The organism is Rhizobium sp. CC1099 (genome assembly GCF_029714385.1).
Classification (GTDB): domain Bacteria; phylum Pseudomonadota; class Alphaproteobacteria; order Rhizobiales; family Rhizobiaceae; genus Rhizobium.
The window spans coordinates 85,569-99,179 of the sequence record NZ_CP121641.1 but is presented as its reverse complement, the minus strand read 5'-3'; the positions used below and the strand labels follow the sequence as shown (position 1 = coordinate 99,179).

At 59.5% G+C, this 13,611-nt stretch carries 15 protein-coding genes; 6 read left to right on the top strand and 9 right to left on the bottom strand.

The annotated features are described in order from the left end of the window. Positions 1-186 precede the first annotated feature (186 nt). Both QA644_RS00505 and QA644_RS00500 read left to right on the top strand, forming a co-directional pair. Positions 187-1,434, top strand: coding sequence for an ROK family transcriptional regulator (locus QA644_RS00505; protein WP_194728812.1), 1,248 nt, complete (start codon positions 187-189; stop codon positions 1,432-1,434). Then, on the top strand, positions 1,418-1,894 hold the full coding sequence (locus tag QA644_RS00500; RefSeq protein WP_239595764.1) for an RbsD/FucU domain-containing protein: 477 nt from the start codon (positions 1,418-1,420) through the stop codon (positions 1,892-1,894). Before QA644_RS00505 ends, QA644_RS00500 begins: the two co-directional genes overlap by 17 nt. A 3-nt stretch (positions 1,895-1,897) precedes the next feature. Here the strand turns inward: QA644_RS00500 and QA644_RS00495 are convergent, their stop codons facing one another. From QA644_RS00495 to QA644_RS00465, 7 genes are all read right to left on the bottom strand, one after another. Further along, positions 1,898-2,935 (bottom strand): proline racemase family protein, encoded by a 1,038-nt coding sequence (locus tag QA644_RS00495; RefSeq protein WP_074066501.1) that lies wholly within the window; start codon positions 2,933-2,935, stop codon positions 1,898-1,900. 12 nt (positions 2,936-2,947) lie between these two features. Then, a complete protein-coding gene (locus QA644_RS00490; protein ID WP_283070563.1) occupies positions 2,948-3,658 on the bottom strand; it encodes an SDR family oxidoreductase in 711 nt (236 codons plus the stop codon). Positions 3,659-3,667: 9 nt separating this feature from the next. Then, complete coding sequence (locus tag QA644_RS00485) at positions 3,668-4,918, bottom strand: FAD-dependent oxidoreductase (protein ID WP_283070561.1); 1,251 nt, start codon at positions 4,916-4,918, stop codon at positions 3,668-3,670. Positions 4,919-5,000: 82 nt separating this feature from the next. After that, on the bottom strand, positions 5,001-6,254 hold the full coding sequence (locus tag QA644_RS00480) for an alpha/beta hydrolase (RefSeq protein ID WP_239599631.1): 1,254 nt from the start codon (positions 6,252-6,254) through the stop codon (positions 5,001-5,003). Positions 6,255-6,692: 438 nt separating this feature from the next. Continuing rightward, complete coding sequence (locus QA644_RS00475; protein ID WP_283070559.1) at positions 6,693-7,328, bottom strand: TetR family transcriptional regulator; 636 nt, start codon at positions 7,326-7,328, stop codon at positions 6,693-6,695. 15 nt (positions 7,329-7,343) lie between these two features. After that, complete coding sequence (locus QA644_RS00470) at positions 7,344-8,006, bottom strand: methyltransferase domain-containing protein (RefSeq protein WP_283070557.1); 663 nt, start codon at positions 8,004-8,006, stop codon at positions 7,344-7,346. 276 nt (positions 8,007-8,282) lie between these two features. Beyond that, positions 8,283-8,597 (bottom strand): hypothetical protein, encoded by a 315-nt coding sequence (locus QA644_RS00465; RefSeq protein WP_283070555.1) that lies wholly within the window; start codon positions 8,595-8,597, stop codon positions 8,283-8,285. Positions 8,598-8,808: 211 nt separating this feature from the next. On the opposite strand from QA644_RS00465, the gene QA644_RS00460 reads away from it, so the two are divergent. Both QA644_RS00460 and QA644_RS00455 read left to right on the top strand, forming a co-directional pair. Continuing rightward, the gene (locus tag QA644_RS00460; protein WP_074066495.1) at positions 8,809-9,279 is read left to right on the top strand and encodes an aminoacyl-tRNA deacylase; all 471 of its coding nucleotides are present in this window, start codon (positions 8,809-8,811) and stop codon (positions 9,277-9,279) included. Positions 9,280-9,911: 632 nt separating this feature from the next. Next, a complete protein-coding gene (locus QA644_RS00455; RefSeq protein ID WP_283070552.1) occupies positions 9,912-10,046 on the top strand; it encodes a hypothetical protein in 135 nt (44 codons plus the stop codon). Between the two features lie 568 nt (positions 10,047-10,614). Here QA644_RS00455 and QA644_RS00450 read toward each other — a convergent pair. Beyond that, entirely contained in the window at positions 10,615-11,103 is a 489-nt protein-coding gene (locus QA644_RS00450) for a RidA family protein (RefSeq protein ID WP_283070550.1), read from the bottom strand. Positions 11,104-11,298: 195 nt separating this feature from the next. On the opposite strand from QA644_RS00450, the gene QA644_RS00445 reads away from it, so the two are divergent. Continuing rightward, positions 11,299-11,997: a TetR/AcrR family transcriptional regulator C-terminal domain-containing protein gene (locus QA644_RS00445; RefSeq protein ID WP_283070548.1), complete on the top strand. Its 699-nt coding sequence runs from the start codon at positions 11,299-11,301 to the stop codon at positions 11,995-11,997. A 49-nt stretch (positions 11,998-12,046) separates the two neighbouring features. Here the strand turns inward: QA644_RS00445 and QA644_RS00440 are convergent, their stop codons facing one another. Further along, positions 12,047-12,445: a nucleotidyl transferase AbiEii/AbiGii toxin family protein gene (locus tag QA644_RS00440; protein WP_283070547.1), complete on the bottom strand. Its 399-nt coding sequence runs from the start codon at positions 12,443-12,445 to the stop codon at positions 12,047-12,049. Between the two features lie 77 nt (positions 12,446-12,522). Here QA644_RS00440 and QA644_RS00435 point away from each other — a divergent pair, with 77 nt between their 5' ends. Further along, on the top strand, positions 12,523-13,080 hold the full coding sequence (locus QA644_RS00435; RefSeq protein WP_283070545.1) for an EamA family transporter: 558 nt from the start codon (positions 12,523-12,525) through the stop codon (positions 13,078-13,080). Positions 13,081-13,611 lie beyond the last annotated feature (531 nt).

Below are 13,611 nucleotides of genomic sequence, written 5' to 3'. Positions count from 1 at the left end.
TGAGATACGGGACGACACCGCAGATTCAGTCAAAGGCCTCCTCCAAAGCCGTCCCACACTGTTAACGATCGCAATTAAGAACGAAAAGAAATTCGCTTGTCAATAAATAAATCCAATTGAATTATTAATTCCATGTGGCATGTTGAACAAATCAGGCATAGGCCAATGAACGGGAGGAGTGGCCCAATGTCGTCCTTGGACGGTCCGACGCACGCGCCGGGCACACCACCTATTCTCAATCCGGCGGGAGGCGCGAACCAGGTCAGGGTGCGCGCTTATAACGAGCGGTTGGTCCTTTCGCTGGTGCGCCTCTACGGCTCGCTTTCGAAGGCCGACATCGCACGCCGCAGCGGCCTTTCTGCTCAAACCGTTTCCGTCATCATGAGGGAACTGGAGAGGGAGGGGGTGCTTTCAAGAGGCGAACCTGTTCGCGGCCGCGTCGGACAGCCGTCGATCCCGATGCACCTCAATCCCGACGCCGTCTATTCCTTCGGCGTAAAGATGGGCCGGCGCAGCGCCGATCTGGTTTTGATGGATTTCGTCGGGCGCATCCGCATGCAGTTGCACCGGACATATGCCTATCCCCAACCCGACGAAATTCTCGCCTTCATCATTTCCGGCATCCGGGAGCTTGAAAGCAGGCTCGACGAGAGGCAACGGAGCCGGATCGCAGGCATCGGCATTGCCGCGCCCTTCGAGCTTTGGAACTGGGCAGACGAGGTCGGCGCGCCGGAGGGCGCGATGGAAGTCTGGCGCGGGTTCGACCTGCAGGCCGAAGTTGCCGCGCGCGTTTCACATCCGGTCTATCTGCAAAACGATGCGACCAGCGCCTGCGGCGCTGAGCTCGTCTTCGGCGTCGGCCCATCCTACCCGGATTTCGTCTATCTTTTCATAGGCTCGTTCATCGGCGGCGGCATCGTCCTCAATTCGGCGATCTTCTCCGGCCGAACCGGCACTGCCGGCGCGATCGGCCCGCTTCCGGTACGCGGCAAGAACGGCGAGAACCGCCAGCTTCTCGATATTGCCTCGATCTTCGTGCTCGAAAACATGCTGCGCGAGAAAGGCATCGACCCTCAGCCGCTCTGGTATTCCGCCGACGACTGGGTGGATTTCGGCGCGCCGATGGAGACCTGGATCCAGGATACCGCGAAAGCCTTGGCGCAGGCGATCGTTGCCGCTGCCTCGATCATCGATTTCAGCGCAGCCGTCATCGACGGCGGCTTCCCCGGCTGGGTGCGCAAGCGTATCGTAAGCGCAACGATCCGCGAGGCCGCGAAACTCGACCTCCAGGGTGTTGTGATGCCAGAGATCATCGAGGGTGTGGTGGGGGCGCAAGCGCGCGCGATCGGTGGCGCGAGCCTGCCGATTTTTGCGCGCTATCTGACCGACCAGAATGTGCTTTTCAAGGAGATCGAAAATGCTGAAGGGACTTGATCCGCTCTTAAGTCCGCAACTGCTTTCGACGCTGCGCGAGATGGGCCACGGCGACGAGATCGCCATCGTCGACGGCAATTATCCGGGTGTCGAGCATGGGCGGCGCCTGATCCGTCTCGACGGCCACGGCGTCGTACCGGTGCTCGACGCGGTTCTGAGCGTGCTGCCGATCGACGATTTCGTGCCGGAAGCGATCTTCCGCTCGACCGTCAAGGCCGAGCGCGACAAGCTCGATCCCGTGCACGAGGAAATGATCGACTGCTGCGCCAAGCACGAGCCGCATCGCCAAGTGACGCCGCTCGTCGGCCAGGATTTCTATAGCCGCGTTCGCGCCGCCCACGCCGTCATTCAGACAAGCGAGCCGCGTCTCTACGCCAATATCATCCTGCGCAAAGGCGTCATCTACCCGAAGGCTGCCGGCGAAGGCGCCAAGGCCGAGGTCGAGCCTTTCGACTATTAACGCTTAAATCTCCCCCGCCTGCGGCCCCCAGACATCCGTCAGCGCGAAGCCATCCGGATGCGGATCGAAGGGGTCGAGCGCCACCTGAGACAGGCCGAAGGTGAAACCGCGGCCGGTGATCGTCGGGATGATGGCCGGGCGGCCTGCGACTTCGGTGACCGCTTGCAAGCCAACCTCGAATTCCGAGCCGATGATCGAGCGTGACCTGAAGATATCGCCGACCTTGGCCATGCCGCGCGCATGGAGCGCAGTCAGGTTCGCCGAGCTGCCGGTGCCGCAGGGCGAGCGGTCGGCGCGGCCGGGCCACATGGTCGTGCAGGTGCGCACCGCGCCATCCGGCTCGGTATCGCGGAACATCACATAGGCAACACCGGAGATGGCTGGAATTTCGGGATGTACGACCGGGATGTCGCGATTGATGATCTCCTTGAGGATCATTCCTGCCTGAACGAGGCCTGCGGCATTCGTCTTCTCAATCGTCAGGTTGATCTGGCGGACATCGATCAGTGCATAGAAGACACCGCCATAGCAGATGTCCGCTTTGACCTTGCCCCAATGCGGCGTCTGGATCTCGACGTCCAGTTGATGGACGAAAGCCGGAACCATGGTGAGCTGCACCTTCTCGCAGCGGCCATCGCGGCAGGTTGCCAACGCCTTTACCAGACCGGCCGCAGTCTCCAGGGTAACGATCGTTTCAGGTTCCTTCATTTCTACGATGCCGGATTCGAGCAGCGCGGTGGTGACGCAAATCGAATTCGAGCCCGAACTCGCATGCGCCTGATCCGGCTGCAGGATGACGAAGGCTGCATCGGCATCGGGATGCTTGGCGGGCAAGAGCAGATTGACGGACCCGATCGGCGCGCCCCGCGGCTCGAGGCAGAGGAAACGGCGAAGCTCGGTGCCCTTGGGGTCGGTATTCAACCAGTGAAGCTGCGCGGCAACGGTCTCGCCGGGGATTTTCGGCAGACCGCCAATCGCGACCTTTCCGATCTCGCCTTCGCAGTGAACGTCCAGAAGCTGGATGGTACGCTTCCACCTCATTTTATACTCCTATCAAACGTGACGCGTGACGCCGCCATCGACGCGGATATTCTGACCCGTGATGTAGCCCGCGCCGTCGGAAAGCAGGAAAGCTGCGGTCTTTGCGATTTCTTCCATATGGCCGATCCGCTTCATCGGGATCTTGTCAGCGGTTTCCGGCTTGTGGTTAAGGCTGTCGATATAACCGGGCAGCATGCAGTTCATGCGGATATTATCCGCAGCATAGCGATCCGAATAAAGCTTGGTGAAGGCGCCTGCCGCCGCGCGATAGGTGCAGGAAACGGGGAACATCAGTGACGGTTCATAGGCGGCGAAGGTCGTGATGTTTACGAAAGCGCCCTTGCCCTGCTTGAGCATGACGGGCGTCACGAGGCGGGCCATGCGCACCAGCGACAGGATCATCATGTCGGAACCGAGGGTCCACATCTCATCAGTGATATCCAGGAGATCGCCCTTCGGCGGATGACCGGTGTGGTTCACGACAGCGTCGATGCGGCCATAGGTCTTCATCGTCAGGTCAAAAATCGCCTGGATGTCTTCGGCCTTTTCCGCCACGCCGCGCGAGGCAACGCCACCAAGCTCGAAGGCCAACTTCTCGCAGCTTTCGGAGGGCGACATCAGCGCTAGACGATAGCCCTGCGCGGCCAGTTCGCGGGCAATCGCCTCGCCCATGCCGCGGCCGCCACCGGTGATCAGCGCTACGGGCTTCGTGCTATCGGACATCGGTTCCTCCTAATATCGGGCTATGCGGAAGGGGGTCATGTCGACCGTGGGTTTGCCCCCCATCACCATATCGGCGATCAGCTGCGCTGTCGTCGCCGAAAGCGTCAGGCCGAGATGGCCGTGGCCGGTTGCATACCAGACCCCCAGCATCTTCGATGAAGGCGAGATGATCGGGATCGTATCCGGCAGCGCCGGGCGATGGCCCATCCATTCGGTTGCCTCTTCGATCTTCAAACCGGGCAGCGCACGCTGCGCATGGCGCACGAGCAATCGCGGGCGGCGGAAATCCGGCGGCGTGTCAAGACCCGCCAGTTCGACGTTGCCGCCGACGCGAATGCCGCCGGCCGTCGGCGTCACCATGAAAGCCCGATGCGGCCAGATGATCGAATACCGCATCGAGATGCCGGGCTTCATGATCTGCGTGTGATAGCCACGCTCGGTCTCCAGCGGGATCGGCTCGCCAAGCTTTGCGGCAAGCTCGCGCGTGTGCACACCGGCTGCCAGTACCACGGAGTTGACCTCGATGCGGCCGCCGTCCTCGAGCAGCACGACAGCACCGCCCGCCGGTTTGCGTTCGATATTGCGCACGACACCTGAAACGAAGCGCGCGCCCGCCGCCTGAGCGGCGTCCGCAAGCTTGACCACCAATTGGTAGGGATCACGGATCGATTTGTTGTCCGGCAAAAGCACGGCCTTGGCGATCGAGGGCGAAAGTTCCGGCTCGTAGTGGCGGATCGCGCCGCTGTTCAAGATCTCGAAATCGAAGCCATAGCGCTGCATTAACTCGATATGGCCGCGGTCGGCGGCGAATTCAGCTTCCGTCTCATAGATGGCGAGGCAGCCCTCCTCCGTCATGAGTTCGGGTGCGCCGATTGCAGAAAGCATGGTCCGGAAATCGCCTAGCGCCCGGCGGGTCAGGTTCATGCCTGCATCTTCGATCCCGCGCAGACGGGACGGACGGCCGGCAGCGATGAAACGCAGGAACCATGGAAGCATTTTCGGTGCGTAAGACGGACGCAGCCAGACCGGCCCCTCGGGATCCATCAGCCAGCGGGGAATTTTCTTCCAGGTCGCCGGACCAGAACCGGCGGTGAAATCGAGCGCGATGCTCGCCATATTCCCGTAGGACGTGCCACGGCCCGGCTCGCCCTTGTCGATCAGCGTCACCTGAAAACCGCGTTGCTGCATTTCGAAGGCGATCGATGCGCCGATTACGCCTGCGCCGACAACGGCGACGGTCTGCTTCCCCTCATTCGTCATATCATCATCCATCAAGGCAAGGCTTTACCGGCACGACTTGCGTTGTGATATATCAGAATGAGATGAATGCCTATGAGGAATTTTATTGTGTCGGCAAACCGGCACCGACCGTATCGCCGACCGAGCCCGCGGTATTTTCCACCGACTGGCCGAAGCGCTTCAACTGGGCATCATAGTTGCGGCGGGTGCGCGGATCGAAGATCGCGATCGGGGTGCTGACGGCAACGCTGGCCGCGCTGCCGACCGTCTGCGCGGCACCGATCGCGACCGCACCAACCGCTTCGCCAAGACCGACCTGCGAATCGGTGATCGTCTGGCCGGCGATCAGCCGGTCGCCGATCAGCTTCACGACTTCCGGGCTTTCGGCGAATTTGCCGTGGTTCAGCCTGTCGCCGCCCTTGAGCTTGGTGAGATCGAGGACGGTGATGCCCGCCGCCTCGAGCTTGCTGCGATAGGGTTCCGCCGAAGGATCGATCTGGCCGAGGCGATCGACATTGCCGGAAATGCGGCGCGAAAGCGCCAGCGCGCGGTCGTCGCGCGAAACGAAGATGGTAAAGTGCGGTCTCTCCTCGCCGAGGCTTACGAATTGCCGCCCGAAAACATCAACGTCGAGATCGGGTGAGGCAAGGATGACGTTGTTGATCTTGCTTGCAACGTGTCCGTCCCGGATCGCCATCTGGCGCAGCGCCTCGACGGTCAGCCAAGTGCCCATGGAATGCGCCATGATGGTGATATCGCTGACTGCCGGGTTCTGGGCCGTGCGGCGCAGCAGCTCTTCCAGCGCATCGCGGGAATAATTCGTGCTTTCCTTGTCGTAGTTATAGTCGAAGATGCTTCCGCGCGACGGCCAGGTGAAGACGACCGGCGCCACGTCCGCATGCGAATCGTGAACGATCTGCGCGAAGCGGTAAACGGAATCCTCGTAGAGATTGTTGAAGCCATGGACGAAGACCAGCACGCGGCGGCTCTTCGGCATGTGGCTCTTCAGCCAGACCTCGCCCGCCTGCTCTCCTTCCAGCGGATCGACGGACACGGTAACGAAATCGCGAAGCGGATTTGCCGGCAGGCGCTTCGGCCATTGCACCTGACCGATCTTGCGATTGGCATCCGGCGGTATCGAAACGTTGACCGCATTGACCATCAGGCCGGTGCCGCGCTCGCCGGAAAAGAGGACGGCGGGATCCTTGTCCTGTGCGCGCGTGGTTGCGACGAGAAGATCGACTTTCGACGTGCCCGGCTGCACGGATCCTACCGGCGTCATCACGCCGATGTGCCGTCCGCCGCAGGCCGATAACAGGAAGGCAGCAAGCGTCAGGCTCGCAAGCATCTTCCGCATGGCCCCCGATCCGTCAAACATCCCCTACTCCAACATCGACGCCTGGCTGAACGCTCTACGGCTGCTGCTGCTCAAATAAGCCGTGGGCGCAAGGGGAGTCAAATAAGGCACGCAGCCGTTAGCCTCGCAACAGATGGGCAGACTGATTTCAGGGCTGAAATAGAAAAGAGCCCGGTGCGGGAGGAGGTGCACCGGGCTCTTGATCCTGACTGGCAACTGGGAGGAGGAGTGTTACCAGTCTGCGTAAGAGCGCTGGGAGGAGGAGTGCGCTACTTACGAAGCTATAAATACCCGATTGATTTAATCGAGAATAGGGTTATTACCGCAATGCAGCAATGCACCTTACGCATGGCTCCACGCGCAATCTTGCGAAGGCGCCTCATTTTCCAGCAATTTTGATCAGCTGGTCAAAAAATCATTCCGGTAAAGTGCGATAGCCTAACGCTGATTTTTCGCTTGGTCGCCAAAATCCGCCAGCATCTTCCAAAGATCCGCAAAAAGCTCCCTCGCAAAGGCCTCGAGGGGGCCTTCTGGCGGACGCTCCTGCCAGCGTTCGCCGCCGACACGCAATGCACCGATGACAATCGCAGAGAGAAGCCGCATGCGCGCCCGCACTTCCTTCCCTTCGCCGCCTCTTGCGACCAATGCTTCCGTCAGCTTCTGCTCAAGTTTTGCATATTTCATCTGATCGCGCGCTTTCAGCACGGGCGTGCAACGGATGAGTTCACCAAGGGCGAGCCCACGTTCATCGGCGGAAGCGGCGACGGTTTCCACGATTGCTTCTTCAACGACCTTCAGGGGCGACTCGTTCTTTGGCCTTGCGGCGATGGCAGCCATCAGACGGTCGGCAAAGGAATCCTGCCAGGCGAAGACGACCTCTTCCTTGGAGGGGAAATAATCGAAAAAGCTGCGCTTCGACACGTCGGCGGAATCCGTGATGTCCTCGATCGTCGTTGCATCAAAGCCGCGTTCGAGAAACAGCGTCATTGCCGCCTGCTCAATGCGCTCGCGCGTCTGGCGCCGCTTGCGCTCGCGGCGCCCTTCAGCGGTGCTGATCTGTTTCATTTCAGCCATTTGCGTCCGATTGCATCAGCCGCCAGTCTCTCCTGCGGCCGTTTCCATCTCCGCTTCCCTGCTACGATATTTGAAGCGCTCCCGCGAGAGCTCAAGCGGCTTGCGGCGCGAAATTCTGTAGACTGCGGCAGGCGGCAGGTTCCGCATCGTGCCGCCGATATGCGTTGCCTTGAGCCCCATCCGGTCGAGGATCGGCCGCGGCACAGGGCAGCGTGGGCCGTAGGTGAACTGGTAAAACGCACCCCCAGGCCGCATGTAGGTGAAGGCGCCGGCGAGAATGGCGGTGATCTTGCGCGGCGACATCGAAAGCAGCGGCAAGCCGCTGACCACCGCCCCGACTGGCTCGCCTTGGAAGATTCCGGCCTGTGCCAAATGCCCCGCATCCATCTGAAGGACACGGGCGGACGGAAAGCGGGCCTTGAGGCCATCGATGAATTCGGGGCCATATTCGATCAACGTCAAATCCGCCTCTTTGAGGCCGCGCGCAAGCAGCGCCCGCGTGAAAACACCCGTACCAGGGCCCAGTTCAATGATCGGCCCGTCAAGCGTCGCGATTTCCTTCGTCATCAGCTTGGCAAGCGAAACCCCGGAGGGAGCGATTGCAGCGACGCGAAGTGGATTGCTGATCCACGAACGGAAGAAATGCAGGAAATCCGAGCATGCAATGTCTGCGGTCATGTTGATTGGCCCACTTTTGAAATGCAACGTCATTACCTGCCAGGCATCGCCTCCAGAACGGCAATTCCAAGACGCCATCAGCCTGCGCAGCGCGTCCAGGTCATTCATCCCAACGGAATGGGATCCTATCCTTCAATTATTGCACTTTTATATCTATTGCATTTTTGCACTTAGTGCAACATGTAGGCAAGATTTTTATCGACGGCCGCAGGCAGATGCTGCCACACAGGCCAGTAAGCAGTTCCCCTACCGTCAAAGAGAGCGTCTCGGACTGCCCTATCGATCGTAGACCGCGCGATAGCCTTCGGACGAGGCGCAGGCGTCGTACTGCCTGCGCGCAGCGCCGCGTGAGAGCGCTTCCGCTTCGGCGCTGTCATAATCGCCAGTCATCTGTGCACGCAGTTTGTATTGCTGCATCGCTTCGCCATACATCGCATTGGCTTCGCCGATGCACATGACGTGGGCAACGAATGGCGGATTGACCGGGCTGCCGACGGGATAGAGAACCGGCTTGTCGGCATAGGTAACACATCCGGCAAGAATGACCGCGACCGCCACCATCGAAATCACAACCTGGGTTCTCGCCTTCATATTTCTCTCCCGCACCCCGCTCCGCACCATCGCGGCGCAGAACGCAGATACATGCGCAAGATTGCGCGAAGCTAAGCGAGTTGATCGACGGCCGTAAAAAGATGGTCTCCCAACCGCTTACACTTGCGGCCGTCCATTCGCCGTTGACTTCCCGAATGATGAGAGGAAAATGTCCCTTATGCATCCCAGGCAAACATAGGGAGTGCCTACGATGACGATCGCGGGAAAACTTCAGGACTATATCGCCGGTGAGGGTATCGCTTACGACACCGTCGCTCATCACCGCACAGCAACAACCAGCCAGTCGGCGCAGGCTGCGCATATTCCGGGCAGCAGGCTGGCCAAATCCGTGGTCGTACATCACGAAATGGGGTACGTCCTAGCCGTTGTTCCGAGCACACACCGGATCGAGCTCTCCACATTGCAGGATCTGATGAACAGGCGTCTTGGCCTCGCCTCGGAGGAGGAGGTTAGCTTGCTTTTTTCGGATTGCGACATTGGCGCGGTACCACCCATCGGACCCGCTTACGACGTGCCAGTGATCCTCGACGAAAGCCTCGGCGACGCGAGCGACGTCTATTTCGAAGGCGGTGACCACAAGACACTCGTGCATGTCAGTGGGCCTAACTTTCGCAGCCTGATGAAGGATGCGCAAATCGCCCGCTTCAGCCACCTGCCGTAAAGTCGGAGACGGTCAGGGCCGCAGCCGAATTCCCGATGACAATGACAGCATACGAAGGGCACGAATGCTGGCGGAATTGGGCGAAGCGGCCGCTCACGGCCTCCGCTGCGCGTTTGTAGGCCTCCCTGCCGCTACGCCGGCCAAGAGCGTTACAGAGTGGCATTAAAGTACGGGTAAACCGGGCAAGCGTCTGTTCAAAAAGTGCGGTGCATAATGTGTCGCTCTCGCATGGCGGCTTCTTCATCGGCCCCGACCGATCCCGATGCCGGTCTGGCGCGCCGCACCGCCGCCCGCGCCCCTTCGGCTTCATGTCGAGAGTGCGCGTCGGCATGTGCTCATGCCCCCTCCTGCACACGCTGCTCGGGCAGCGTTTTCACATCCAGCGCCTGCCTCTCCCCCGTACCTCCACTTCCGCGAGCGCCTTCACCTGCCGCCCCAAATCAAGGGCCTGCAATTCCTGCTGCCGCTGCAACACCTCCGCAGCAATATTCTGAGCGGCATCTCGTACTGCAGCGAGCTGGAGGAAATGATCATGACGACGCTCCCTCAGTTGCGCCGGGAGGTGACACAAAGGAGAAGCCGGCAGTCCGCACATTCATCGCGCGCTAGACAGCCAGCCACCACCGGTTCTGTTGAGTGAGGCAACCACACAGCCCTGTGGCGAGCGTCGCCTGATCGGCACCAAACAGCCGGATGCCTACTATCGCGGCGACCTCGAATACAGCCCCTATGGCGCAACCCGGATCGCCCTTCTCGATTCTCTGTAGGAGGCCGCGTGATATGCCAGCGCGGTCGACAAGCTCCCGGGTGGTCAGCGTCCGTTCGATGCGCGCACGCTTGATCATCTGGCTCAACAGAGCCTGGGCATCGCGACTGTAACGGGAATAAGCACGGACTGACGGTTTTGGGACCGACACACCTCTGATCTATAAATAATCCACGGAGCGTCTCCGCGGGCTATTTATAGATCGGGGTTAGCGGTCTTCGCGACTTCGTCAAGGACCTGGTCCATAAAAAGCTCATAAGGCACTTCATGCGCTATTTTTGAAATCCGGCTCCAAATGCGCCGGCATGCAGCGCGTTTGACTGAGCGTCGCGGTTTAGGGCGATTATTGCCACCTCTGCCACAAGCTTTGGCGGCTGCAGCGCGACAAGCACTCGATCTGTCTCCTCGTCATCCATGTGAAAAATTGGGAGTTTCGCGACAAATCGACGAGGTCCGTTTGAAAGGCATTGGCCAAGTCTGGTTGATCGGCCCTCGTGATCATGAGCGCGCGGCTGCGGTGGCGCGCTCGACCCATTTCAATTTTAGCGTCGGGCCAGCAGCGTCGCCCGCTAGTGAAGCACGACCACGGCTTCCACCTCGAAGAGCATGGGGTCAATTGCAAGCTTGGGAACAGGAATCAGAGTCTGCGCCGGCAGCGCCTCACCGAACATTTCCTTGACGTTCTTGGTCAACACCTCAAGCTTGGACATATCGTGATCGACCACGAAAACCGTGAGCTTGGCGACCTGGTCCGGCCTGGCACCGAGCGCATCAAGGGCGGTGCGCAAATTTGCGTAGGCCTGCTCGACCTGGACAGCGAAGTCGGGCGACAAAGCTCCATTGCTGTCTTGGCCGCCCTGTCCGGAGATGTAGGCCATCCGGGCTTGACGTGGCACAATCACCGCCGTGCTGTAGCCATTCGGCGTCGGGTCGTAGAGGTTATGTGGATTGACGATGGTCAGCTTGAGATCATTCTCATTCGCTGTCGTCGCAGTGGAAACTCCGATGGTCATGATGATTAGCCCTCCGATAAGCAGATGTTGGATTGCATGTGACATGATTGTCTTTTGGCTCTGCGGACTGCGAGCAACGTACCCTCGCGACCGGCAGGTTTGAATTTAGCCAATCACTAATACGATTGACTCGTACGACGTACGACTCAATCGCATCGTACGTCGTACGAGTCAATCGGCAGGATCGACATTCGTCGTATTGTCGGCTTAGATCGACGTTCTAATCAGCAAGGAAAACAGATGGCCGCCAAAGGTAGCGAAGCCCGGAGCAAACGGTCTCAAAGGATAAGTGAGCGGTCCCAGCCCCTGCAGGAGCCGCGCAGTGAACCGCCTCTTTCTCGGGAACGCATCGTGGCGACCGCGGTAGAACTTCTGGATGCTCAAGGCGTAGACGGTTTAACGATGCGTCGGCTAGCCGATCGCCTCGGCTCGGGCGTGATGAGCCTGTATTGGCACGTCGACAACAAAGGGTATGTCTTCGATCTGGCGCTCGACTCGGTGCTCGAATATCGCGAACCGCCGCAGACAGTTCGGTCCCAAGACTGGCGCGGAGAAGTCGTTCATATGCTCGAAGACTGGCGCGCCAGCATGCTGCGCCATCCTTGGTCAGCATCGCTATTGCCGCGCCGGGCGCTCGGCCCGAACATCCTCAGTCGCCTAGAACTGCTGAGCAAGACCTTGTCCAGGGCCGGTGTAGCGGACGCAGATCTGAACGTTGCGATATGGTCGCTCTGGAATTATGTGATGGGCGCTACCATCACCCGGACGAGCTTCGACCTCTCGGCCGACGACAGGGCCGCTGCCCAACAGCGCCTTGAGCATCTCAGCGAACGCTACCCAACAATCGAACGCTCCCGCCTGCTGTTGGATGACGATTGGGATGGTGCTTTCAAGAAAGGCCTCGGTTTCCTGCTCGATGGCCTCTCTCTAAAAAAATGAACTCTTCCTTCATCTCGTGCGCACATGAGTAGAAGGCGATGGATTGCCATCATGCGGTCCGTGAGTTGATCTCGACCTTGAGCCTCATAGGAATCGGCGGTGCGTCTTCCGACGCGAAGCGGTAGACGAAAGTCACGCGCCCTTCCGTCTGTTTCCAGCGCGGCGCTCCCAGCCAGGGATCAAGCACCGACCGCAGGGCGTCCATTGCCGGGCCGGCGGGCTCCGCGCGCATCTGTACCAGATCGATATCCTCAGAGTGCCATGCTGCCGGCTTCACATAGAGCTTGTAGAGCGCTGTGCCGCCGCGAAAGGCCAGAGCTTCCGACAGGACGGGGTGGGAAAATATCTCTACGAGGGCTCGGCTGATTACGAGATCCTGTTCGATCTGAATGTCCTGCACCCACGGAGCGTGTGCCCGCCATTCAGTTATATAGTCCCGAGGGATCAAAGCTCAGCCTCCACGTCGGCGTTGACTAAGAGCTTCTATCCGTCATCCGGGGGAGCACGGAAAAGCCCAACGCATTGATGTTGGCCGGCGTTCTTGTGGGCTTTGCCGGCATCGTCCTCATTGCCAGGCCCTGGGAGAGCGCGGATAGAACCATCGACATCATCGGGGTTTTCTGGATGTTGGGCGGGACGACCATCCTCGGTGTATCCAATGGTTACGTCCGCCGCTTCCTGTCCCCTTTCAACCTACCGCCCCTTGCGCTTGCTACATGGCAGACGGGACTTGCCCTATTGGTGCTCCTGGCCGTCACCGATCGAACTGGGATAAGCGACATTTTGCAAAACTGGCACGCTGCTACTGGTGTTGCCGTGGGTCTTGGCGTCCTCGGAACCGGCATGGCGTTCCTGATCTGCTATTATCTGCTGCAAGAGTTGGGCGCAGTCGCGGCCTCGGGCGCGACCTACATCACGCCCAATGTCGCCCTACTGATCGGTTGGGCCGCTGGCGAAATCGTCGGCGTCTTGGAAATCGCCGCCATTCCTCTTGTTCTCACCAGCATCGCGATGTTGCAAATCGGCCGGCAGCGAGCCTTGAAGCAAGCCGAACAAGCAGCGGAGGCAACGGCGAAACCTTAGTGCTGAATTTTTGTCGCATTAATCCCAATTAAAACGAAGCTTCTGCGCCAGAGATTTGCAACGTCGCAGAACGAGGACTTTTGCAACACTTCAGGCTAGCCACGATGGTTCGATCGCCCAGACCAAAAGCACCGAGTGTCAGCCTTCGAGCGCTAAGGGTAATTTACCTTGGGAAAAAGGGTAAGCTTTCCGCCAAAAGGTAAGTTATAGTGGCCAATGACATGAAGGGAAATGGCGCGCCGGAGAGGATGAAACTGGGAACTCGTATGTCATTGTAATTGCGTTAGATTATGAACGACGGTAGCGACGCTTATTGCGCTTGTACCGCTGCTTTCCGTTCAAAAGCGATATCTCGGTGGGCCTGAAACTCGGCAAGGATGGGCAGAGAATACTTCACTAGCTCGTCGAAAAATTCTCGGTAGCCAATTCTCGAAGTGAGAGCCTTGGGCAGTCTCCATATGCTTTCGCTCGATCGCCAAGAGGCAGCCTTATCCTTTCCTTTCGGCCAGGAAGCAGCGCTCATCGATCATC

What these genes read in the sequence shown, in the direction of transcription:
- QA644_RS00505 (WP_194728812.1), top strand. Translation starts at nt 187, where the DNA reads ATGTCGTCCTTGGACGGTCCGACGCACGCGCCGGGCACACCACCTATT.
- QA644_RS00470 (WP_283070557.1), bottom strand. Translation starts at nt 8,006, where the DNA reads ATGACCGCAGACATTGCATGCTCGGATTTCCTGCATTTCTTCCGTTCG.
- QA644_RS00460 (WP_074066495.1), top strand. Translation starts at nt 8,809, where the DNA reads ATGACGATCGCGGGAAAACTTCAGGACTATATCGCCGGTGAGGGTATC.
- QA644_RS00475 (WP_283070559.1), bottom strand. Translation starts at nt 7,328, where the DNA reads ATGGCTGAAATGAAACAGATCAGCACCGCTGAAGGGCGCCGCGAGCGC.
- QA644_RS00495 (WP_074066501.1), bottom strand. Translation starts at nt 2,935, where the DNA reads ATGAGGTGGAAGCGTACCATCCAGCTTCTGGACGTTCACTGCGAAGGC.
- QA644_RS00500 (WP_239595764.1), top strand. Translation starts at nt 1,418, where the DNA reads ATGCTGAAGGGACTTGATCCGCTCTTAAGTCCGCAACTGCTTTCGACG.
- QA644_RS00485 (WP_283070561.1), bottom strand. Translation starts at nt 4,918, where the DNA reads ATGACGAATGAGGGGAAGCAGACCGTCGCCGTTGTCGGCGCAGGCGTA.
- QA644_RS00435 (WP_283070545.1), top strand. Translation starts at nt 12,523, where the DNA reads ATGTTGGCCGGCGTTCTTGTGGGCTTTGCCGGCATCGTCCTCATTGCC.
- QA644_RS00490 (WP_283070563.1), bottom strand. Translation starts at nt 3,658, where the DNA reads ATGTCCGATAGCACGAAGCCCGTAGCGCTGATCACCGGTGGCGGCCGC.
- QA644_RS00465 (WP_283070555.1), bottom strand. Translation starts at nt 8,597, where the DNA reads ATGAAGGCGAGAACCCAGGTTGTGATTTCGATGGTGGCGGTCGCGGTC.
- QA644_RS00480 (WP_239599631.1), bottom strand. Translation starts at nt 6,254, where the DNA reads ATGCGGAAGATGCTTGCGAGCCTGACGCTTGCTGCCTTCCTGTTATCG.
- QA644_RS00445 (WP_283070548.1), top strand. Translation starts at nt 11,299, where the DNA reads ATGGCCGCCAAAGGTAGCGAAGCCCGGAGCAAACGGTCTCAAAGGATA.
- QA644_RS00450 (WP_283070550.1), bottom strand. Translation starts at nt 11,103, where the DNA reads ATGTCACATGCAATCCAACATCTGCTTATCGGAGGGCTAATCATCATG.